Origin of the sequence: Gordonia sp. GONU (assembly GCF_024733855.1) — a bacterium.
GTDB lineage: Bacteria > Actinomycetota > Actinomycetes > Mycobacteriales > Mycobacteriaceae > Gordonia > Gordonia amicalis.
This window is the reverse complement of record NZ_JANRHB010000002.1, coordinates 191,244-212,249: the sequence shown is the minus strand read 5'-3', so window position 1 is coordinate 212,249 and position 21,006 is coordinate 191,244. Positions and strand designations below refer to the sequence as shown.

Here is a 21,006-nt window from a genome sequence, read left to right as displayed (position 1 = left end):
TCGCGCCACGCTGGTTGAGCCGGTAGCGAGCGGAGCGAGCCACCGCGTCGAAACCTCGCGCCACGTTGGTTGAGCCGGTAGCGAGCGGAGCGAGCCACCGCGTCGAAACCTTGAGCCGGTCGGTGGGGTGTGGTGGCGGGCGGGTTTCGACGCGACGCCTCGCTTCGCTCGGTGTCGGCTCAACCGGCATTGGGGTTGCTCGGTGTGTAAGTTTCGGCGCGTCGCCTCGCTTCGCTCGGTGTCGGCTCAACCGGCATTGGGGTTGATCGGTGTGTAAGTTTCGACGCCTCGCTTCGCTCGGTGTCGGCTCAACCGGCGGGGGGTTGCTCGGTGTGGCAGTTTGGTGTCTCGGCTCGTGCCTACTCAAGGAGCGGGGAGTGCGTCGTCCACTCGACGAGTGCAGGGGGATCGGGGTTACGGTGGCCGTATGAGCACCCGACGACCGGTCCTCGCGCTCCTCGGTGCCCCAGGTGTCGCGCCGCCGCCGAACCTCGACCAACTCGCCGACCTCGCCGAGATACGCCATTGCGTCGCAGACGATCTCGCGCAAGTCCTACCTGGTGCGGACGTGTTGGTGTTGTGGGACTTCTTCTCTCGCGCGCTCGCCGACAACTGGGGTGACGCGACGTCGGCGCTGCGCTGGGTGCACGTCTGCGCGGCCGGGGTCGACTCGTTGCTCTTCGACGAGTTGACCGCCTCTGACGTGGTGGTGACCAACGCGCACGGGGTCTTCGACCGTCCCATCGCGGAGTTCGTTCTTGCCTCGATCCTCGCGCGCGACAAGCGTTTACACGAGTCGATGGCCCTGCAGCGCGATCATGTCTGGAAGCATCGCGAGACCGTCGGCACGTCTCGGGGTTCGGTCCTCGTGATCGGCACCGGCGGGATCGGTCGTGCCACCGCGCAACTACTCCGTGCGGTGGGGATGCGGGTCGTCGGTGGAGGGCGGACCGCGCGGGAGTCCGACCCCGACTTCGGTCGGGTCATCCCCACCGCCGAGCTCGCCGATCACGTCGGCGACTTCGACAACGTCGTCACCATCGCGCCGCTGACCTCGCAGACCGCTGGGATGATCGACGCTCGAGTGCTCGCGGCGATGAAGCCGGGAGCGCACCTGATCAACGTCGGACGCGGGGAGCTCGTCGACGAGCCGGCGCTCGTCGAGGCGTTGCGCGCGGGGCACCTCGGGGCGGCCTCGCTCGACGTGTTCGCCACCGAACCGTTGCCCGCCGACAGTGAGCTGTGGGATCTTCCCGGTGTCGCGATCTCGGCGCACATGAGCGGCGATGCCCTCGGCTGGCGCGAGGCGCTGGCCGAACAGATCCTCGACAACCTGCGCAGATATGTCGGCCTGGAGGCTCCTGCGGACGGTGCCGCGCTCGCCGAGACGCTGGTCAACGTCGTCGACAAAGAACGCGGCTACGTAACGGCCACACTTCGACAGGGCGGATGACGTCGCCGCGGCCCTGCCGATAGTAGGCTGTAGCGCGATGACCACCGTCTATTTCCTGATCGCCGCCGTGGCACTCGCGGGTGCGGGCGTCCTGTTGTGGCTCGACCGGCAGCGGTCGAGCGTCGCGCGACACCAGCGTGCGGTCTGGGGGGACGAGCACGAGTTCAAGTTCCGCGAGACGGACACCAAGCTGCGCAAGGTGTTTCGCAGGGCGACGATGAATGTCCCCGATCATGTCGAGGTCCGCGACGTCGCGTATGGCCGCTACGGCGGCGTGGAGACCGTCGTCTTCGATCTCGCCGAGACCGCGACCGTGATCGCGGTCCGCCGCTCGTCGCCCTCGCCCGTCGTCGTGGACCTGCGTCACGAGGATGTGCTGGCGCCGGCCGAGGAGGACGTCGAACTCCTCGGTGCGATGGGGCCGCGAGTCATGTTCTCCAACAACCTCGACGTCGCGCGCCGTGTCTGCGACCGGCGGATGGTCGCGCTGGCCAACAAAGCCCCGGCGTTCGTCGAGGTGCTGTGGAACGAGGGCAACTGGGCGCTCGGTTCGCTGCCGTTGACCAACGACCCCGCGACACTCAACACCGGCCTCGAGGTGGTTCGTCGTTTCGCCGACCTGCTGCGTGTTCTCCCGCCGGTGCGCGAACCCGAGGACTCGCCGGACCCTCGCGATCCACACGGACCCACGCGCGCCGAACTCGCCGACGAGAAGACCGAGTCGATGCGCGACAAGCGTCGTCGCCAGGCTGCGGCGGCTCCCGCTACGGAGGCTTCTGCGGCAGCCAGGCCGAGCGCGCCGCCGGTCCGCAAACCGCCGGCGACAGGTGCAGCGCAGACGACGACCGGCCGGGGCATGGCCCCTATGCCCGTCCGCGGTTCCGGCTCGCGGAAGCCGGAGGATTCGCGTCGCCCAGACGACACGGGCGATCGCTCCAACCGTCACCGCAGCTGATCCGACAGGGCTGATCTGACGGTGTCGCGGACACCGTAGGGTAATCGTCATCCAGTGCACACCGGCCCACGGCCGGCGAGTTCGAGAGTGAGTAGTCGCATGTCCTCGTCAATCCCGGTTTCCGACGACACGCCACCCCAGGTCGACTCGGCGGGCCGGGCACGACTCGCCGAACTGGTCCGCGAACTCGCCGTCGTGCACGGCAAGGTGACGCTCTCCTCCGGTAAGGAGGCCGACTACTACGTCGACCTGCGCCGCGCCACCCTGCATCACGAGGCCTCTCGGCTGATCGGCCGGCTGATGCGCGAGCTCACGGCCGACTGGGATTACGTCGCCGTGGGTGGATTGACGCTCGGCGCCGACCCGGTCGCGACCTCGATCATGCACACCGACGGCCGCGACATCGACGCCTTCGTCGTGCGCAAGGCCGCCAAGGCCCACGGTATGCAGCGTCGGATCGAAGGACCCGACATCGTCGGCCGCAACGTGCTCGTCGTCGAAGACACCAGCACCACGGGTGCCTCACCGTCGACCGCGGTGGAGGCCGTGCGCGAGATCGGCGGCAACGTCGTCGGTGTCGCCACCGTCGTCGACCGTGCGACCGGTGCGGACGCCGTCATCACCGGGCTGGGCGTGCCCTACCGCTCGCTGCTCGGGCTGAGCGATCTCGGCCTTGCCTGACGCGCTCGACCCAGACACCAGCGTCGCCGGTCCCACCGAGTGGGTCACCGGACCGCCGGTGGGTGTGGGCGCGTGGTCCGTCGAACATCCCGACGAGCCTATCCCGGACGACGAGCGCCTCGACCCCGAACTGCTGGCGAACGGGGACACCCGCAACGTCGTCGACGCGTACCGGTACTGGAAGCGCGAGGCGATCGTCGCCGACATCGACTCGCGTCGCCACCCACTACACGTGGCGATCGAGAACTTCGCCCACGACGCCAACATCGGCACTGTGGTGCGCACCGCGAACGCCTTCGCCGTCGCAGCGGTCCACATCGTCGGGCGTCGTCGATGGAACCGTCGTGGTGCGATGGTCACCGACCGCTACCAGCACCTCATGCACCACGACACGGTCGGGGACCTGATCGACTGGGCTCGGCGCGAGGGGCTGGCCGTGGTGGCGGTGGACAACACCCCTGGATCACGGCCGCTGGAGACCGTGGAACTCCCGCGCGAGTGTGTGCTGCTGTTCGGCCAGGAAGGTCCGGGCGTGAGCGACGACGCGCAGCGGCAGGCGGACATGACGGTGTCGATCGCCCAGTTCGGATCGACCCGCAGCATCAATGCGGGTGTCGCGGCCGGGATCGCGATGCATGCGTGGGTACGCCAGCACGCCGACCTCGGTGACGCCTGGTAGCGGACCTCGATACCGGTTCGCGCCTCCGCGGTTCGGGGCCTACTCGGCCGGCGGGGTGGTGGCCGGGTCCTTCGACGGGGCCAGCGGCTCCTCCTCGACGACACCCTTGCGCGACCGCAGGATGCGCTTGACGATCTCCGAGATGATCGGCAGCACCGACACCAGCACGATGATGATGAAGATGTAGTCGACGTTGTCGCGGATGAACTCGATCTGCCCGAGGAAGTATCCGAGCAGTGTCACACCCACGCCCCAGGCCACCGCGCCGACGATGTTGTAGGTCAGGAAGACGGCGTACCGCATGCGGGCAGCGCCGGCGACCAGCGGTGCATAGGTCCGGACGATCGGGACGAAGCGGGCCAGGATGATCGTGACCGGGCCGTGCTTCTCGAAGAACTCGTGGGCCTCGTCGATGTAGGCCTGTTTGAGGACCTTCGCGTTCGGTGTGAACAAGGTGTAGCCGAGTTTCTTGCCGATCCAATACCCCACCTGGTCGCCCAGGAACGCAGCGATCGGGATGGTGACCAGCAGCACCCACAGCGGCGCGAAGGGCTCGATCTCCGCCGACTTCGCCGCGACGATCAGGCCTGCGGTGAAGAGCAGGGAATCGCCCGGGAGCAGCGGGAACAGGAGCCCCGACTCGATGAACACCACCAGCAGCAGACCCGCCAGCATCCAGGTGCCGAACGAGTTGAGCAGGTTGACCGGATCCAGGAATCCCGGCAGAAGAGCCAGGTTGGTGGTCGTGGTGGCAAGTGCTGAGTCGATCACGGGATCCCAGAGTACCCACGAATGCGACCTGGGCAGAATCTCGCGAAATCGACGACGACGAATCGCGCCGGGATCGGGAGCGGGGCGTGCGACCGGTTCGGCGGCACGAGACGACTTCACCGGATGGTCCCGCCCCGCCATCCCGACCGGTCCGAACTAAGCTCCTCGCATGATGTCCGGTTCGTCGAACGACCCCTCCCAGCACCCCTCCGCAGACCCCGACGACACCGCGGACGTGATCGTGGTGGGCAGCGGGTTCGGTGGCGCCGTCTCGGCATTGCGGCTGGCCGAGCAGGGTCGGCGCGTGCTGGTGCTCGAACAGGGTCGTCGGCACTCGCCCGAGGATCTCCTCGCCGCCCGCACCGACCCGCGCAAGTACCTGTGGATGCCGGAGCTGGGGCTGAAGGGCTTCTTCTGGCAGCGGGTGCTGCGACACGTCGGCATCATCGGCGGCGCCGGTGTGGGAGGCGGCAGCATCGTGTGGGCCGGCGTACTCCTGGAACCCAAAGAGGAGTTCTTCACCGACCCCGCCTGGCCCGAGGTGGTCGACGGATGGCGCGCCCAGCTGACCGCGCACTACCGCACCGCCGCCCGCATGCTCGGACGCGAGACGACGCGGTTCGTCGGCGAGATGGACCGCCACCTCGAGACCACCGCGGAGAAGATGGGCGCAGGACAGACATACGGCCCCACGCCCATGGCGATCTGGTTCGGTGCGCCCGGTGAGGAGGGCGTCACCGTCCCCGACCCGTTCTTCGACGGCGAAGGCCCGGATCGCACCGGGTGCCGGCTCTGCGGAGCCTGCCTGATCGGCTGCCCGTACGGCAGCAAGAACACCCTGGACCTGAACTATCTGTGGCTCGCCGAGCGCCGGGGAGTCCGGATCAGCCCGGACACCCGCGTCGAGACCGTGGCCGCGATGCCGGAGGGCGGATACGAGGTCCGCACCGCCGACGGTGAGGTCCTGCGCGCGGCCGAGGTGGTGCTGGCCGCGGGCGTGCTGGGCACGGTCGAGTTGCTGTTCCGCTCCCGCGAGCAGGGGCTGCTGCCGCACGTCTCGCCCCGATTGGGTCACGGGGTGCGCACCAACTCGGAGGCCATCACCGCGGTTCTCGCCGACGATCCGGACGCCGATCTCACCCGAGGCCCGACCATCTCCAGCGAGTTCTATCCGGACGAGGCCACGCACGTCACCCAGAACCGGTACGTCGGCGGTTGGCACATGCGTCTGCAGCTCGGCCCGCTGATCGACGGTGAGGTCCCTTCCCGGCGACGGCGCGCGGCGCTGGCGGAGCTCGGCCGCCACCCGTTCCGGCAGCTCCGGCTGATGACCGCGCGCAACTTCATCGAGCGCCTGAGCGTGTTCACGGTGATGCAGAACGTGGAGAACGAGATCCGCCTGGTGATGGACCGCTCCCCGGTCACCCCGTGGCGCCGCGTCCTGCGGTCTCGAACCGGTGGGGCCGCCCCGGCCCCGAGCTACCTGCCGCAGGCCAATGAGGTGGCCCGGAGATTCGCCGAATCGGTGGGCGGCCGGCCGCTCAACCTGCTGCTGGAGAGCGTGGGCGGCAAGTCCATCACCGCACACGTCCTCGGCGGGGCCGCGATGGGGACCGACGCCTCCGACGGCGTGATCGACACCGACCACCAGGTGTTCGGCCATCCCGGCCTGTACGTGGTGGACGGCTCGTCGATCCCGGCGAACGTAGGTGTCAACCCCAGCCTGACCATCACCGCCATGGCCGAGCGGTTCGCCGCCCGCTACCGTGCCCGCCGGACCTCGTCACCCGACCACACCTCGAGCATCGGAGCACAGTGACCACCACCCTGCCCACGTCCCTGGGGCGCCTACGCACCCTGTTCTCGGAGACGTCGCCCCCGACCACGCTGCCCGCCCCCGGCGACTACCTCATCACCTTCGTGGGACCGGCCCCTCTGAAGGCGATGGCGCCGCGGGCGATCGCGCTCGGCGGGATGCGGGGCTGGCGCGGGAAGCGGTTCGCCGCCGATGGTGACGCCGTCAACCTGGTCGACGACGCCGACGGCTCCCTCCGCGAGCTGATGCCCATGCAGGTGACGCTCGAGCCCTCATGGCTCGACGGCCGGCCGGTCATCGTGTGTTCATACGGGCAGGACGGACCGATGCCGTGGCGGTGGGTCCGTGACGAGTTCCGGGCACTCGACGACCGCCGGCTGCTCGGGCTGACCTTCGCCGGCGGCCGGTGGTCCGCACCGCTGGCCGCGCCGTTGTTGCTCACCCGCTCCTGAGCCGAGGACGGTGCAGGTCCGGGGCCTCAATGGTGGGCGCACCCGCCGGTGTGGCACCTGCCATACTGAGGGAAGTCCGGCCGCGGGAAGTCCGGCTGCTCGCCACGGAGAACAACCGACGGCGAGAGAACCCGAACACCAGAGCACATCAACACCCTGGAGGATTCGTCGATGCCCATTGCAACCCCGGAGCAGTACGCCGAGATGTTCGACAAGGCGAAGAAGGGTGGTTACGCATTCCCCGCGATCAACTGCACCTCGTCGTCGACCATCAACGCCGCGATCAAGGGCTTCGCCGACGCCGGCAGTGACGGCATCATCCAGTTCTCGACCGGCGGTGCCGAGTTCGGTTCGGGCCAGGGCGTCAAGGACATGGTGACCGGCGCCGTCGCACTGGCCGAGTTCGCGCACGTCGTCGCCGCCAAGTACGACGTCCTCATCGGCCTGCACACCGACCACTGCCCCAAGGACAAGCTGGACACCTACGTGCGCCCGCTGCTCCAGATCTCGCAGGAGCGCGTCGACGCCGGCCGCAACCCGCTGTTCCAGTCGCACATGTGGGACGGCAGCGCCGTGCCGCTCGACGAGAACCTCGAGATCGCCAAGGAACTCCTCGCCAAGGCGGGCGCCGCCAACATCATCCTGGAGATCGAGATCGGCGTGGTCGGCGGTGAAGAGGACGGCGTCGAGAACGAGATCAACGACAAGCTGTTCACCACCCCCGAGGACTTCGAGAAGACCATCGAGGCCCTCGGTGCCAGCGACTCGGGCAACCGCTACCTGCTCGCCGCGACCTTCGGCAACGTTCACGGCGTCTACAAGCCGGGCAACGTCAAGCTGCGTCCCGACGTGCTGAACACCGGCCAGGAGGTCGCCGCCAAGAAGCTGGGTCTGGCCGACGGCGCGAAGCCCTTCGACTTCGTCTTCCACGGCGGCTCGGGCTCGCTGAAGAGCGAGATCGACGAGGCGCTGAGCTACGGCGTGGTGAAGATGAACGTCGACACCGACACCCAGTACGCCTACACCCGTCCGGTCGCCGGCCACATGTTCGGCAACTACGACGGCGTCCTCAAGGTCGACGGCGACGTGGGCAACAAGAAGGTCTACGACCCGCGCAGCTGGTCCAAGAAGGCCGAGGCGAGCATGAGCGAGCGCGTCGTCGAGGCCTGCAACGACCTCAAGTCGAACGGCAAGTCGCTGACTGCCTGATCGTCTGACACACGATTCTGCCCGCACCCGGAAGGGTGCGGGCAGAACTGTTCTCCGGGGTCGAGGGGAGAGGTGAGGCGGCCGCAACCGGCGTCAGGAGGTCAGCAACCCGACCATCACCGCAACCGCCAGTGCGATCATCACGAGCGCGGCGACGACGACCGCCGGATCGGTGCGCGAACCTGACCCGGTGCGGGAACGCGCATCGGTGTCCCCGAGATGTGCCGGCCGGATACGCCGCGACGGGCCGCCCGAAACCGGCGGCGGCGTGGGTCGTCGAGGAGTGAAGTAGGCCGGGACGTCCGAGGACTGCTCCCCGGACTCCGGCCGGCCTTCCTGCCGGTCCGATCGCGGGGCGTGGGGCGGCGGAGGGGATGTGGTCGACGGGGGACCCCACCCCTGACCGCCGGTCACGTGGGGTTACACACCTTCCAGGCATCACCGTCGCGCTGCAGGTTCAGCGTCACCGTCTCGGGGCTGTCCGGCGCACTCGTGTGCACTGCGACGACTTCGACGACGGCCAGGTCGCCACCCTCGACCACCCGCACCGCGTTGATCGCCTGGGTCTGGACGAGCTCGTTGCGAGCCTTCTGCGCGTCGTAGGTCTTCTGATAGGCCGCGTCGTCGAAGTCCGTGTAGAAGGCGTGGAGCTCGCCACAGGTGACTGAACGCAGGGTCGCGAGGTCGCCCTCGTACAGCGCCGTCGTGTAGTCGAGCGCCACCTCGGCGGCTTCGTCGGCCGGCGGGGTCGCCGTCATGTTCTGGTAGGCGAAGATGCCGCCGATGGCCGCCACGATCACCACGAGGAGCGCGACGACGGCGATCAGCGGACCCTTGCCGCGTTTCTTGGTGGTCTTCGACGGCTTGCTGCCGGGGATGACCTGAGGCTGGTGGGTCGTGGTCGTCCACTCGCCGGTCGACGACGGGGCGACCGCGGGCTCCGGGACGGTGTCGGTGCGCTCATCCGTCGCCGGCGACTTCGTGCCCGCAGCGGTCGCACCGGCAGCCGCGGCCCCGGCGGCTGCCGCCGGGATGACCTTCGTGGCGGCGTCCGAGTCGGATTCGTCTTCGGGCACGTCCTCCGACGCGGCGCTCAACTCGTCGGTGTCCTCGGCAGTCGGCGGCAGCACGATCGCCTCGGTGGGTGCCTCGCCGGACGGCGCCTCTTCGTCGGTCTCGGTGTCGTCGGTCTCGGTGTCCTCGGCTCCGGTGCCCTCGGTTCCGGTGGCCTCGACCTCGACGGGCTCGTCCGACGCGGCCTCGTCCTGGACCTCCGTCTCGGTGGCTTCGGCGGTCTCGGTGGGCTCCGCGGTCTCGGCGGCAGCGTCTCCGGCGGGCTCGGTGGCGGCCTCGTCGGATTTGGTGTCCTCTTCTTCGATTGCCGCAGTGGAGGTTTCGGCTTCCCCGTCCGCGGCTGCGTCCACCGCTTCGGGTTCGCCGGTCTCATCCTCGACGGAGGTGTCCTCGTCGGACTCGCCGGTGCTCGCCACGGCAGCACCGGCGGCTGCTGAGCCCGCTGCGACGGCGGCGACGGTGGCGCCAGACTCACCGGCGTCGTCGGCGTCCTCTGCTTCCCGGGTCTCCGATGCACCGGACTCAGCCGACTTCTCGGTGCCCGACTCCTCTGCGCCCGACACCTCTGCGCCCGGCACGGCGGACTCGTCGTCGTCCGCTGTCGTGGCCTCCGCCTCCGCCTCCGCCGTAGACGCGCTCGCCGGGTTTTCGACTGCTTCGGTTTCGGTCTCGGGCGCCGCAGTCGCGTCGATGTCGTCGAGATCCTCGAGTTCGCTCGGGTCGGGAAGGTCCTCGCGGCGGATCACGGTGGTCTTCGAATCGCTCGGACCCAGACGGGCGGGCTTGCTCGTCGGCGCGGCCGGGGTCTCTTCACCGCTGGTGCCCGCATCATCGGCCCCGAGCGGATCGATCGTGTCCAGATCCTCGAGATCCTCGGGTGACGGGAGATTGTCCCGACTGATCACCTGGGTGGCGCCGTCGATCCCGCGTCCGCCCTTCGGCTTCGGTGCCTTCGCAGGGCGGGGCGCGTCAGTAGCGTCGGTGCCGGTGGCCGCCGCCCCGTCGGCCTTGTTTCCGTCGGCCTGGTTCTCGGCGGTGTCGTTCTGGGTGGGATCGTCCACGGTTGGCTCGTGGCCCTCTCTGCTGGTGCTCCGGTTCCCGGCGTCCTCGCCGGTCGGAACATTATCCGGGGTGGTGTCTGCGATGTCCGTGTGAGACCCGGAATCCTGGCCGGACTCCCTCTTCGGCCCGGGAGGACTCAACGGGTCGGTGCCCGGTGTGTGGCCGGTCCGCCGCGCGCGACGTTCGTCCCGGACCTGGCGCAGCGTCGAGAGTGCTTTGGTGACAGCAGTTCTCGGCCCCTCTGATCGAGCCATCGACTGATCACCCCGCATTCTTGCCCATCGCATGGTTTCGGTCCGGCCGCCGAGTGACTCGGTGACAGGACCGATTGCGTCATTCACCCTAGCGAATCGCCGGCCGGTCGAGCACTAGGGCGTTCGGTCGATACGGTCGCCTCCGCGGTCACGATGCTTGAATGGGTACATGACGTCATTCGGAGATCTCCTCGGCCCGCAACCGGTTCTGCTCACCGGCGACGACGACGCCGAGTCGGACCTGCTCAACGGGGCTGTCCCCGCCGAGGTCGCGGCCGCCCATCCCACGGCCTCCATCGCGTGGGCATACCTCGCCGAGGCGGCGCTCGAGACCTCGACGGCTGCCGGTGAGGCGGGTGACACCAGCGCGGTGATCGCGGCCTACGCCTACGCCCGGACCGGCTACCACCGCGGCCTCGACCAGCTGCGCCGTCACGGATGGAAGGGCTTCGGTCCCGTCCCGTGGAGCCACGAACCCAACCGCGGCTTCCTGCGGTGCGTCGGCGCGCTCGCGCGCGCCGCCGAATTGATCGGCGAGGAGGACGAGCATCTGCGTTGCCTCGACCTCCTCAACGACAGCGACCCCCGGGCGGCCGCCGAGCTCGGCCTGGTCTGAGCGACCCGCGACCCGTCGAATGCCGGCAGCCGCGAGCGGTTCGTATCCGCGCCGGGTCTACGACTCCCTGCCCGGGACCCTCAGACGACGCCTTCGGCGTCTGAAGATATCTCTCGTCCCGATCGTCCAGTGCGCGCTGGCCGCCGGGGTGGCGTGGTGGATCGCCATCCACGTCTTCGCACATCCGGACCCGTTCTTCGCACCCATCGCGGCTGTCATCTCGCTGGGACTCGGTCTCGGACGCCGATGGCGACGATCGGTCGAGCTCGTCGGCGGTGTCGCGATCGGCATCCTCGTCGGCGACCTGTTCATCGGGGTGGTCGGTGAGGGCGCCTGGCAGATCATGGTCGTCGTCGTCCTGGCGATGTCGCTGGCTGTCGTGCTCGACGACGGCCTGCTGATCCCCATGCAGGCGGCGTCGTCGGCCGTCCTGGTCGCGACCCTGCTGCCACCCGGCGGTGTCGCCGGGTTCCACCGCGCGATCGACGCGCTGATCGGCGGGGTTGTCGGGATAGTGGTGGCCGCGTTGTTCCCGGTCAACCCGGCCAATCGGGCGCGGGAGGACGCAGCGGGGGTATTGCTCACCATCCGAAACGCGGCGCGGTCGGTCGCCGAGGGTCTGCGCGAAGGGGATGCGGAGACGATAGCCGCGGCGCTCGAGGCCGCACGCGGGACGCAGGCGGCCATCAACAACATGCGCACCGACATGACCGGCGGCCGGGAGGTCACCCGGATCTCGCCGCTGTACTGGGGTTCGCGCGACCGTCTCGACCGGCTCGTGAGAACCGCGGACCCGATCGACAACGCGGTCCGCAACTTCCGGATCATCGCCCGTCGGTCCCTGGCCGTCACCCAGCGCGGTGAACGGGTCCAGCCGGCGATCATCGAGATCATCGAGGACGTGGGCGGAGCGTTCGAGGTTCTCCGGGAGATGATGCTGGCCGACCCCGGTGAGGACCCCGACCCGGTGGAGGCCGCGCGCGTCATCCGCTCGATCGTGCGCAAGGCGCCCACCGATCTGGCCGTGAACAGCCATCTCTCCGAAGCCGCGCTGCTCGCGGAGATCCGCTCGTTGCTCGTCGACCTGCTGATGATCGCGGGGTTGCGCCGGTCGTCGGCGCTGGCGACCCTGCGGAGCTGAGGCCGTCCGCCGGACACGGCGCACTGTTGCCACATATGCGAACTTGTGCATATATTGACCGCCATCATGGGTCATTCACATTCGCATTCCCACACCCCCGGGACCGGTGCCGCGGGGGAGCGGCGTCTGTGGCCGATGGCGCTGGCGGTGGCTCTCATCGGCGGGTTCTTCGTGGTGGAACTCGTCACCGGCATCGTGGTGAACTCCCTCGCCCTGATCGCCGACGCCGGGCACATGCTCACCGACGTGGTCGCGCTGATCATGGGGCTGATCGCGTTGCTGCTGGGCCGGCACGGCCGTACCACGGACACCCGCAGCTTCGGGTGGCATCGTGCCGAGGTGTTCACGGCCGTCGCCAATGCGGTCCTGCTCATCGGGGTCGCGGCCTTCGTCCTGTTCGAGGCCATCGAGCGCATCGGCAACGATCCCCAGGTTCCCGGCCTCACGCTGATCGTCGTGGCACTGCTGGGTCTGGCGGTGAACCTCGTCGTCATGCTCCTGCTCCGCGCAGATGCGCAGGAGTCCATTGCCGTCCGCGGCGCCTACCTCGAGGTCCTGGCCGATGCGGTCGGCAGCGTCGGGGTGCTGATCGCCGGCATCGTCGCGCTGACCACCGGGTGGGGCTACGCCGACATCGTGGTCGCGGTCCTCATCGCCCTGTGGGTGGTGCCGCGGGCACTCCGGCTCGCCATCGACGCGCTGCGCATCCTCAATCAGCAGGCGCCCGCGCACGTCGACGTGGAGGCGCTGCGTGCCGACCTGGCCGGTATCCCCATCGTCGACGACGTCCACGACCTGCATGTCTGGACCCTGACCACCGGGATGGACGTGGCCACGGTGCATCTCGGCAGCAGCCGCCCGAACGCCGAGGTGCTCCCGGCGGCGCAGGCCGTCCTGGCCCGTCACGGACTCGAACACGCCACCGTCCAGGTGGACCCGAACGACGATCAGCGACGATGTCGTGACGAGATGACGTGGTGAGCTCGCGTCGCTGAACCCAAAATGTCGGTTATGCCTTAAATTCCCGGCATGGAACGACGCGACTTCCTCGCGGTCCTCGCGGCCGGCACGGTGGGGGCCCTGACCGCGAGCACCGTGACGGGGTGCGCCTCGCCGGTCCCGGCCGCCGAGATCACCCCGTCCGGCACTCCGCTTACGCTGCCCACCTCGCCGGCCGGCCCGCCCACGCCGGCCTTGTCCCGTGCCGGACTGCTCCCGCCGGCCGTGGGAACCCGTCGCCCGCTGCCCGCCGAGCCGATCACGCGACTGCCGGGCAAGGGCAGGCACATCGCCCTCACGGTCGACGACGGCGCCAGCTCCGAGGTCATCGGGGCCTACGTGGAGTTCGCCCGTGACACCGGTGCGCGGTTCACGTTCTTCGTGACCGGATCGTTCGACGGGTGGACCGATCACCGCGCCGAGCTGGCCCCGCTCGTCGAATCCGGGCAGATCCAGCTCGGCAACCACACCTGGACCCATCCCGCTCTCACCGAACTCTCGGCCAAGGGGATCGCCGACGAACTCGGACGGACGAAGCGGTTCCTGAAGAAGAACTTCGGCGTCGACGGCACGCCGTATTACCGGCCCCCCTTCGGCTACCACAACGCGGCGGTCGACGCGGTGGCCGCCGACCTCGGCTACACCATGCCGACGCTCTGGTACGGCTCTCTCTCGGACTCCGGCCTGATCACCGAGAGGTACCTCGTGCAGTGCGCACGCAAGTACTTCCGGCCGCAGACCGTCGTGATCGGCCACGCGAACCACGACCCTGTCACCAAGGTCTATCCGGAGCTGGTCGAGATCATCCGCCACCGGAAGCTGCGCATGGTGACGCTCGACGACTATTTCGCGTCCTGACCGCCACGACAGAGGACCTCGTCGATGCAAGCCGGGCGGGGATTTGCGCTCACCCTGATTCGTAGTCGTCGACGCGAGGCGCCTCGCCGCTACCGTGAGCCGGTCATGGCCTCATCTCTGCGGACTTCCGCCTCCCCCACGGTTCACGAGACCGACGCCGAGCGCCGCAAGCGACTCCGTACGGTCGTGGCCGCGAGTCTCCTCGGCACGACGGTCGAGTGGTACGACTTCTTCCTCTACGCGACCGCCGCGAGTCTGGTGTTCAACACGCTGTTCTTTCCCGACCAGAGTTCTTTCGTCGGGACGCTGCTGTCGTTCGCGACATTCGCGGTCGGATTCGTCGTGCGACCGATCGGCGGAGTGATCTTCGGGCACATCGGCGACCGGATCGGACGCAAACGCACCCTCGCGATCACGATGGTCATGATGGGCGTCGCCACCGCGCTGATGGGTGTGCTGCCCACGGCCGCGTCGGTCGGCGTGATCGCCCCGATCCTGCTGTTGCTGCTGCGCATCGTGCAGGGTTTCGCGCTGGGCGGGGAGTGGGCCGGCGCCGTCCTGCTGTCGGTGGAGCACAGCCCGAACGGCAGAAGAGGTCTCTTCGGCAGCATCCCGCAGATCGGGCTCGCCCTCGGTCTCGCGCTGGGGACGGGCGTGTTCGCACTGCTCCAGGTGGCGCTCGACGACGACGCGTTCCTGACCTACGGCTGGCGAATCGCCTTCCTCGTGAGCATCGTGCTCGTCGTCATCGGATTCGTGGTGCGGCTGAAGGTCGACGAGACCCCGGCGTTCGCCGAGGTGGCCGAACTCGCCCAGAAGTCGACGGCACCGATCCGCGAGGTCGTGCTCCCGCCGAACACCCGCAACACCGTGCTCGGACTGCTCGCCCGCTGGGGTGAGGGGTCGGCGTTCAACACCTGGGGCGTGTTCGCTATCGCGTACGCGACGAGCGAACTCGACATGGAGAAGGTTTCGGTCCTGGTGGCCGTGACCATCGCCTCGCTGGTGATGGCCGTGCTGCTCCCGGTGTCCGGGCTCCTCACCGACCGGTACGGCGCCAAACCGGTCTACCTCGCCGGTATGACCGCCTACGGACTGTCCGTCTATCCCGTGTTCGCGCTCTTCGGCACCGAGAACCTCGTCTGGTTCACCGTCGCCCTGGTGATCGTGTTCGGCGTGGTCCACGCACTCTTCTACGGTGCCCAGGGCACGCTGTTCGCGAGTCTGTATCCGACGCAGGTCCGCTACACGGGTCTGTCGGTGGTCTACCAGTTCTCCGGTATCTACGCCTCCGGGCTGACCCCGCTGATCCTGACCGCACTCATCGGTGCGGCCTCCGGGTCGCCGTGGGCGGCCGCCGGCTACCTGGTGCTGACCGCGGTGATCAGCGTCGTGGCCTCCTCGCTGATCCGCCGCGAGGACCTGCACCTGACCACCGGGAAGGACGCCGTCGCCGAGTCCGCCGGAGATCCCACGGAGGCACCGGCCCCGGTCCCGGTCGGCTGAGCCGGCCTGTCAGGGGCGTACGAGCAGCAGATCGGTGACGTGGCGGTAGAACGTCGACCGCTTCAGTACGCGCTCGTTCACGACGCCCTCGCGTTCCACCACGATGTTGGTGCCGCCCGTCTGCACCGCCCGGCCGGCGACCCACCGTCCCGGCAGCAGCCAACGCTCGACCTGGGCGCGCAGGCCGGGAGCCTCGAGGGTGGGTTCGATGAGGACCGAACGCACCTCGCCGTCGAAGAGTCGTTCGCTGTCGACGTAGGACTCGCCGTGCAGTTTGGCGCCCTCGGCGCCGAGATGACGGGCACTGCCGAAGATGACCGTCGCGGCGTCGTCGCGGATGAGCGGCACCGGGCTCGCGGTGCCGTTCTCGGCCAGCTGACGGGCGGCCGGACCGTGTGGGAGGCGGTACCGGCGCGTCGCCGGGGTGCCTTCTGCCGAGACGTATGCGACTTCCACGTCGAGACGTTCGGTGGCCATGAGGGCGGCCACGACCTGCCCGAGGAAGGTGTCGTTCTCCTCGGCGACGGTGGGTGCGAACCGTTCGGCGACACGGGGTTCGACGATGAGGCGGGTGACGGCCGCATCGGACAGGGCGTCGGTCACGGCGGCACGGATCGTCTTCTTGTCGTCGGCGCGACCGGCTTGGGTGATCAGGGCGAAAGGCACGCGGATAGGGTATCGGGGGCCTCGACACAGTAGTGTTGGTGAGGTTTGTTCTGATCAGTTCAAGCGCGCCACACGAAGGAGTACCTGAATCATGGCCGCGATCGTGCTTATCGGCGCCCAGTGGGGCGACGAGGGCAAAGGGAAGGCCACCGACCTGCTCGGCGGCCAGATCAACTGGGTTGTCCGGTATCAGGGCGGCAACAACGCCGGCCACACCGTCGTACTCCCGTCAGGTGAGACCTTCGCCTTGCACCTCATCCCGTCGGGCATCCTGACCCCCGGCGTGCAGAACGTGATCGGCAACGGCGTCGTCGTCGACCCGGGTGTGTTGCTCACCGAGCTGGGCGGACTCGAGGACCGCGATGTCGACACCTCCGGCCTGCTGATCTCGGCCGACGCGCACCTGTTGATGCCGTATCACGTGGCCATCGACAAGGTCACCGAGCGATTCCTCGGCAACAAGAAGATCGGCACCACCGGCCGCGGCATCGGTCCCTGCTATCAGGACAAGATCGCCCGCGTGGGTGTCCGGGTCGCCGACGTCCTCGACGAGAAGATCCTCGCCCAGAAGGTCGAGGCCGCGCTCGAACTGAAGAACCAGATCCTGGTCAAGATCTACAACCGCAAGGCCCTCGATCCGGCGCAGGTCGTCGACGAGGTCCTCGGTCAGGCCGAAGGATTCAAGCACCGGATCGCCGACACCCGGCTGCTGCTCAACCAGGCGCTCGAACGCAACGAGACGGTGCTCCTCGAAGGATCGCAGGGCACGCTGCTCGACGTCGATCACGGCACCTATCCGTATGTGACCTCGTCGAATCCGACTGCGGGCGGCGCCGCCGTCGGTGCGGGTATCGGCCCCAACAAGATCACCACCGTCCTGGGCATCCTGAAGGCGTACACCACGCGCGTCGGCTCGGGCCCGTTCCCGACCGAACTGTTCGACGAGCACGGTGCCTACCTGGCCAAGACCGGTGGCGAGGTGGGCGTGACCACCGGCCGCGCCCGACGCTGCGGCTGGTTCGACGCCGTGATCGCGCGATATGCGACCCGAGTCAACGGCATCACCGACTACTTCCTCACCAAGCTCGATGTGCTGTCGAGCCTGGACACCGTGCCGATCTGTGTGGCCTACGAGGTCGACGGCGAGCGCGTCGAGGACATGCCGATGACGCAGACCGGATTCCACCACGCCAAGCCGATCTACGAAGAGATGCCCGGCTGGTGGGAGGACATCTCCCAGTGCAAGACCTTCGAGGATCTGCCCCAGAACGCGCAGAACTACATCCTGCGGCTCGAAGAGCTGTCCGGTGCGCACGTGTCGTGCATCGGTGTCGGACCGGGCCGCGACCAGACGATCGTTCGTCGCGCCATCGTCTGACCGGGAGCGAGCGTCCGCATCGAAACCACGCGCCACGCTGGTTGAGCCGGTAGCGAGCGGAGCGAGCCACCGTGAGGTTCTGCCGGTTGAGCCGGTAGCGAGCGGAGCGAGCCACCGTGTCGAAACCTCGCGCCATGCTGGTTGGGTCGGTCGGTGGGTGTGGCAACCGGGTTTCGACGCGACGCCTCGCGTTGCTCGGTGTCGGCTCAACCGGCGTGGGGTTGTTTGGCGACCGGGTTTCGACGCGACGCCTCGCGTTGCTCGGTGTCGGCTCAACCGGCGTGGGGCGAAGGATCTGCCAGCCACGCCCCGTGAAGTCCGGCGGGAACGCGGATCGGTAAGTCCACAATGGCGATCGGGCCGTCCTCGGGCGCGTCCACGGTGAGCAGGTAGAACCGAGACGTCATGTCGGTGGGGTCCGTGCCGATCGCACCCCAGTAGTCGCGTTCGGCACCCGGGATGTAGATCGGTTCGCCGATCGCGGCACCCGGCGTCCAGACCTTTTCGGTCCCGGCGACGAGGTCGTGGAACCACAGGCTGTCGAGGTCGCCGCTGTCCCTCGGTCCCTTGGCGACGCTGGCGATGCGGTGATGCTCCCGCGTCAGCATCCGGTCGTCCACGCGGGGGAACTCCATGTCCGGCTCGGTGCTGTTCAGGACGGTCTTGGTGATCCCGGCATCGGGTCGGATGACCGCGCGCGTCAGCGACGACGACGCTCGTGTCGGCTGGTCGGCGAAGCCACCCGGATAGGTCCATTCCACATAGTCGACGGTCACCGATCCATCGGGATTGTCGAAGGCGTTGGCGAAATGCCAGACCCAGAACGGGTCGGCGTCGACCCAGCGCACCGCGGTGCCGTCCCGCGGGATCAACGCGATGCGCGTGCCCCGCTGCGGTTGCCAGGACAACAATGACCCGCCGCTCATCACGGATTCGATGTCGAAGACGAGTGGGCACACGAACAAGACGATGTACCGGCTGGTCAACGCCATGTCGTGGATCATGATCGGCGCATCGAGGCCGTCGACCGGCGTTGGCTCGCGGGTTGCCCGCCCGTCCGGACCGACCACCGCCCAGGTCAGGTAGGGCGCCTCGAGGACGTAGTTGAACAACACCAGTTCACCGGTGGACGGATCGATCTTGGGGTGAGCGGTGCTGCCGACGAACATCGCGCCGTCGCAGTCGGTGCGGGCCAGGGTGGCGAGATCCGCGGGTGCGAGCTGATACGGCCGGTCCGCCTCGGCCATCGCCAGCAACCGCCCACCGTGCCGCACGATGTTGATGTCGGGGAGTTCGCGCACGGTCCCGGCCAGCTTGTCCCCGACCTCGGCTGCAGACGGGGTGTAGCCGTCGGTGATACCCGACCAGATAGCATGTCCCGCAGCCTCTTCCGCCAGCACCATCGGGGTGCGGACGAACCGGTTGCGATACGACGCCCGTCCGCCGTCGAAGCCGATGCGGTGCACCATCGCGTCGCCGTCGATCGGGTAGACGTACGAGCCGATCGGGTCGAAGCGCAGGTTGGGTCCGTTGCGCAGGTAGCTGCCCCGCAGGTCGGCCGGGATCTCACCGCTGACCGGCAGGTCGGTGGCGTCCATCTCGTCGCGCTGGGGGGCGAACACGCCGGTGAGGAACGGGTTGCGGGACATGTCGACCGGCGCGGGGCGGGTCGGGACATCGGATGCGGTCATGGCGCTGCTTTCGGCGAGCCGAGGGAGACGATGATGCGTCCAGGTTAGGGTGTTCACCCAGGTCGTGGCGGCCAGTTCCCCTGCTCGTCCCGAATCCGAGGGCCGCACACGGGCGATGACGGCGGTCGTCGTGATTAGCTTGGGCATGCTTGCGAGACGGGGGAGCCGCGACTACGGGTCGATCCTGCTCGGCTCTGCCGACGAGAGCGGTTTCGCGCAGCGGGTCCGGATCCAGACGTTGCTGACCACCTCGATCGTCGTGGCGAACCTGGTCGGCGCGATCGTTGCGGCCGCGCTCGCCGCGGTCGGCATCCCGGAGCCGACCGTCTTCACCGCCGAACTGTGGTGGGTGAACTTCATCGTGGTCCCGGTGTACATCCTCGCCGCGTTCGTGATCGGCATCGGATGGGGAACGGTTCTCGGCGTTCATGTTCTGCGGTGGGTCATCCGCGACGAGGTTCCGACCAAACGAGACGCGCGCCGGACGATGCGGCTGCCGTGGCGGCTGTCGCTCGTGCAGGGTCTCCTCTGGTCGGGTGCCGCGGTGATGTTGACGATCATGTACGGCATCGTCGATCCGCAGCTGATCCCCAAGACACTGTTCGTCGTCGGACTGAGCGGTGTCGTCGTGGTGGCGATCTCCTACCTGTTCATCGATTTCACCCTGCGGCCCGTTGTGGCCGACCTGATCTCGGCCGGATTCCACCGCCGGAAGCGAACGGGCGTGAAGTCCCGCGCGGTGGTGTCGTGGATGGTCGGCTCGGCGATCCCGATCATCGGCATCCTGCTGGTCGTGGCGTTCGGGGTTGCACGCGACGAGACGTCCAAACTCGATCTCTTCGTCGGGGTGACGGTCCTGGGACTCACCGCTCTGTTCACCGGTCTGCTGCTGACCCTGTTGTCGTCGATGAGCATCACCGGGCCGATCCGTAGCGTACGGGCCGGGATGAACCGCGTTCGCGCGGGCGATCTGGACAACGCGGACCTCGTGGTCTACGACGGCACCGAACTCGGTGACCTCCAGGTGGGCTTCAACTCGATGGTCACGGGTCTGCGGGAACGGGAGCGAATGCGCGACCTGTTCGGCCGGCACGTGGGCCACGAGGTCGCCGAGGCGGCGTTGTCGTCGGACCCCGAGCTCGGCGGTACGGAACGCGTGGCCGCCGCGCTGTTCGTCGACGTGATCGGGTCGACGACCCTTGCGGCGCAACGCCGTCCGACCGAGGTCGTGGAGATCCTCAACAAGTTCTTCGCGGTCATCGTCCGGGCTGTCGAGGACAAGCACGGCCTGGTCAACAAGTTCGAGGGGGACGCGGTCCTCGCGATCTTCGGCGCGCCCATCGAACTCGACGACCCGGCCGGTGCGGCGCTGGCGGCTGCGCGACGCATCGTCGCCGACCTCGCGGTCGAGGTCCCGGAACTGTCCGCGGGCGTGGGGGTGAGTTACGGGTCGGTCGTCGCCGGAAACGTCGGTGCCATCGAACGTTTCGAGTACACGGTGATCGGCGACCCGGTGAACGAGAGTGCCCGGCTGTCCGAACTCGCCAAGCGGGATCCGGCGAGTCCGCTCGCCGCGGGCCGTGCGGTCGACGCCGCGGACCCGGCGGAGGCCCGGCGCTGGCGGCGGCAGGAGACCCTGTCACTGCGCGGCCGGACCGCCGAGACGATCGTGTACGCGGCCGCCGTCGGGGCGGAGACGACGACCGCGCACACGACGCCGGGGGAGACGGCGGCCGGGTGAGAAC

At 68.5% G+C, this 21,006-nt stretch carries 19 protein-coding genes; 14 read left to right on the top strand and 5 right to left on the bottom strand.

Annotated features, from left to right (window positions below; genetic code table 11):
- The first annotated feature begins 427 nt into the window (after positions 1-427).
- The 4 genes from NWF34_RS02940 (at position 428) to NWF34_RS02925 (ending at position 3,768) form a co-directional block, all read left to right on the top strand.
- Positions 428-1,453, top strand: a complete 1,026-nt coding sequence (locus tag NWF34_RS02940) for a D-2-hydroxyacid dehydrogenase (protein WP_238064009.1) — start codon at positions 428-430, stop codon at positions 1,451-1,453.
- 37 nt (positions 1,454-1,490) lie between these two features.
- Positions 1,491-2,408 carry a hypothetical protein gene (locus NWF34_RS02935; RefSeq protein WP_159405262.1) on the top strand — a complete coding sequence of 306 codons (918 nt, stop codon included), beginning with the start codon at positions 1,491-1,493 and terminating at the stop codon, positions 2,406-2,408.
- 99 nt (positions 2,409-2,507) lie between these two features.
- On the top strand, positions 2,508-3,089 hold the full coding sequence (gene pyrE, locus NWF34_RS02930; RefSeq protein ID WP_238064008.1) for an orotate phosphoribosyltransferase: 582 nt from the start codon (positions 2,508-2,510) through the stop codon (positions 3,087-3,089).
- Positions 3,082-3,768, top strand: a complete 687-nt coding sequence (locus tag NWF34_RS02925; RefSeq protein ID WP_238064007.1) for an RNA methyltransferase — start codon at positions 3,082-3,084, stop codon at positions 3,766-3,768. The genes pyrE and NWF34_RS02925 overlap by 8 nt, the downstream gene beginning before the upstream one ends.
- A 39-nt stretch (positions 3,769-3,807) precedes the next feature.
- Here NWF34_RS02925 and NWF34_RS02920 read toward each other — a convergent pair whose 3' ends face one another.
- Positions 3,808-4,539, bottom strand: a complete 732-nt coding sequence (locus NWF34_RS02920) for a VTT domain-containing protein (RefSeq protein WP_006438111.1) — start codon at positions 4,537-4,539, stop codon at positions 3,808-3,810.
- 169 nt (positions 4,540-4,708) lie between these two features.
- On the opposite strand from NWF34_RS02920, the gene NWF34_RS02915 reads away from it, so the two are divergent.
- The 3 genes from NWF34_RS02915 (at position 4,709) to fbaA (ending at position 8,016) form a co-directional block, all read left to right on the top strand.
- Complete coding sequence (locus tag NWF34_RS02915) at positions 4,709-6,358, top strand: GMC oxidoreductase (RefSeq protein WP_238064006.1); 1,650 nt, start codon at positions 4,709-4,711, stop codon at positions 6,356-6,358.
- Positions 6,355-6,807, top strand: a complete 453-nt coding sequence (locus tag NWF34_RS02910) for a hypothetical protein (protein WP_238064005.1) — start codon at positions 6,355-6,357, stop codon at positions 6,805-6,807. The genes NWF34_RS02915 and NWF34_RS02910 overlap by 4 nt, the downstream gene beginning before the upstream one ends.
- Positions 6,808-6,978: 171 nt before the next feature.
- Positions 6,979-8,016: a class II fructose-bisphosphate aldolase gene (gene fbaA, locus NWF34_RS02905; RefSeq protein WP_006360991.1), complete on the top strand. Its 1,038-nt coding sequence runs from the start codon at positions 6,979-6,981 to the stop codon at positions 8,014-8,016.
- A 93-nt stretch (positions 8,017-8,109) separates the two neighbouring features.
- On the opposite strand, the gene NWF34_RS02900 is transcribed toward fbaA, so the two are convergent.
- Together NWF34_RS02900 and NWF34_RS02895 are read right to left on the bottom strand one after the other, a co-directional pair.
- Entirely contained in the window at positions 8,110-8,430 is a 321-nt protein-coding gene (locus NWF34_RS02900; protein ID WP_159405257.1) for a hypothetical protein, read from the bottom strand.
- On the bottom strand, positions 8,427-10,151 hold the full coding sequence (locus NWF34_RS02895; protein WP_309148622.1) for a hypothetical protein: 1,725 nt from the start codon (positions 10,149-10,151) through the stop codon (positions 8,427-8,429). The genes NWF34_RS02900 and NWF34_RS02895 overlap by 4 nt, the downstream gene beginning before the upstream one ends.
- A 424-nt stretch (positions 10,152-10,575) precedes the next feature.
- On the opposite strand from NWF34_RS02895, the gene NWF34_RS02890 reads away from it, so the two are divergent.
- The 5 genes from NWF34_RS02890 (at position 10,576) to NWF34_RS02870 (ending at position 15,526) form a co-directional block, all read left to right on the top strand.
- Complete coding sequence (locus NWF34_RS02890) at positions 10,576-11,022, top strand: DUF3151 domain-containing protein (protein ID WP_006438105.1); 447 nt, start codon at positions 10,576-10,578, stop codon at positions 11,020-11,022.
- Positions 11,023-11,041: 19 nt separating this feature from the next.
- Complete coding sequence (locus NWF34_RS02885; RefSeq protein WP_258324214.1) at positions 11,042-12,163, top strand: aromatic acid exporter family protein; 1,122 nt, start codon at positions 11,042-11,044, stop codon at positions 12,161-12,163.
- Positions 12,164-12,229: 66 nt separating this feature from the next.
- Positions 12,230-13,144, top strand: coding sequence for a cation diffusion facilitator family transporter (locus NWF34_RS02880; protein ID WP_258324213.1), 915 nt, complete (start codon positions 12,230-12,232; stop codon positions 13,142-13,144).
- A gap of 48 nt (positions 13,145-13,192) precedes the next feature.
- Positions 13,193-14,020: a polysaccharide deacetylase family protein gene (locus NWF34_RS02875; protein WP_258324212.1), complete on the top strand. Its 828-nt coding sequence runs from the start codon at positions 13,193-13,195 to the stop codon at positions 14,018-14,020.
- A 105-nt stretch (positions 14,021-14,125) separates the two neighbouring features.
- Entirely contained in the window at positions 14,126-15,526 is a 1,401-nt protein-coding gene (locus NWF34_RS02870) for an MFS transporter (RefSeq protein ID WP_258324211.1), read from the top strand.
- A gap of 9 nt (positions 15,527-15,535) precedes the next feature.
- On the opposite strand, the gene NWF34_RS02865 is transcribed toward NWF34_RS02870, so the two are convergent.
- Entirely contained in the window at positions 15,536-16,192 is a 657-nt protein-coding gene (locus NWF34_RS02865; RefSeq protein ID WP_159405251.1) for a hypothetical protein, read from the bottom strand.
- Positions 16,193-16,283: 91 nt separating this feature from the next.
- On the opposite strand from NWF34_RS02865, the gene NWF34_RS02860 reads away from it, so the two are divergent.
- Positions 16,284-17,570 carry an adenylosuccinate synthase gene (locus tag NWF34_RS02860; RefSeq protein ID WP_006438099.1) on the top strand — a complete coding sequence of 429 codons (1,287 nt, stop codon included), beginning with the start codon at positions 16,284-16,286 and terminating at the stop codon, positions 17,568-17,570.
- Between the two features lie 272 nt (positions 17,571-17,842).
- Here the strand turns inward: NWF34_RS02860 and NWF34_RS02855 are convergent, their stop codons facing one another.
- Positions 17,843-19,261 carry a carotenoid oxygenase family protein gene (locus NWF34_RS02855; protein ID WP_258324210.1) on the bottom strand — a complete coding sequence of 473 codons (1,419 nt, stop codon included), beginning with the start codon at positions 19,259-19,261 and terminating at the stop codon, positions 17,843-17,845.
- 145 nt (positions 19,262-19,406) lie between these two features.
- On the opposite strand from NWF34_RS02855, the gene NWF34_RS02850 reads away from it, so the two are divergent.
- Positions 19,407-21,002 carry an adenylate/guanylate cyclase domain-containing protein gene (locus NWF34_RS02850; protein WP_258324209.1) on the top strand — a complete coding sequence of 532 codons (1,596 nt, stop codon included), beginning with the start codon at positions 19,407-19,409 and terminating at the stop codon, positions 21,000-21,002.
- Positions 21,003-21,006: the final 4 nt, after the last annotated feature.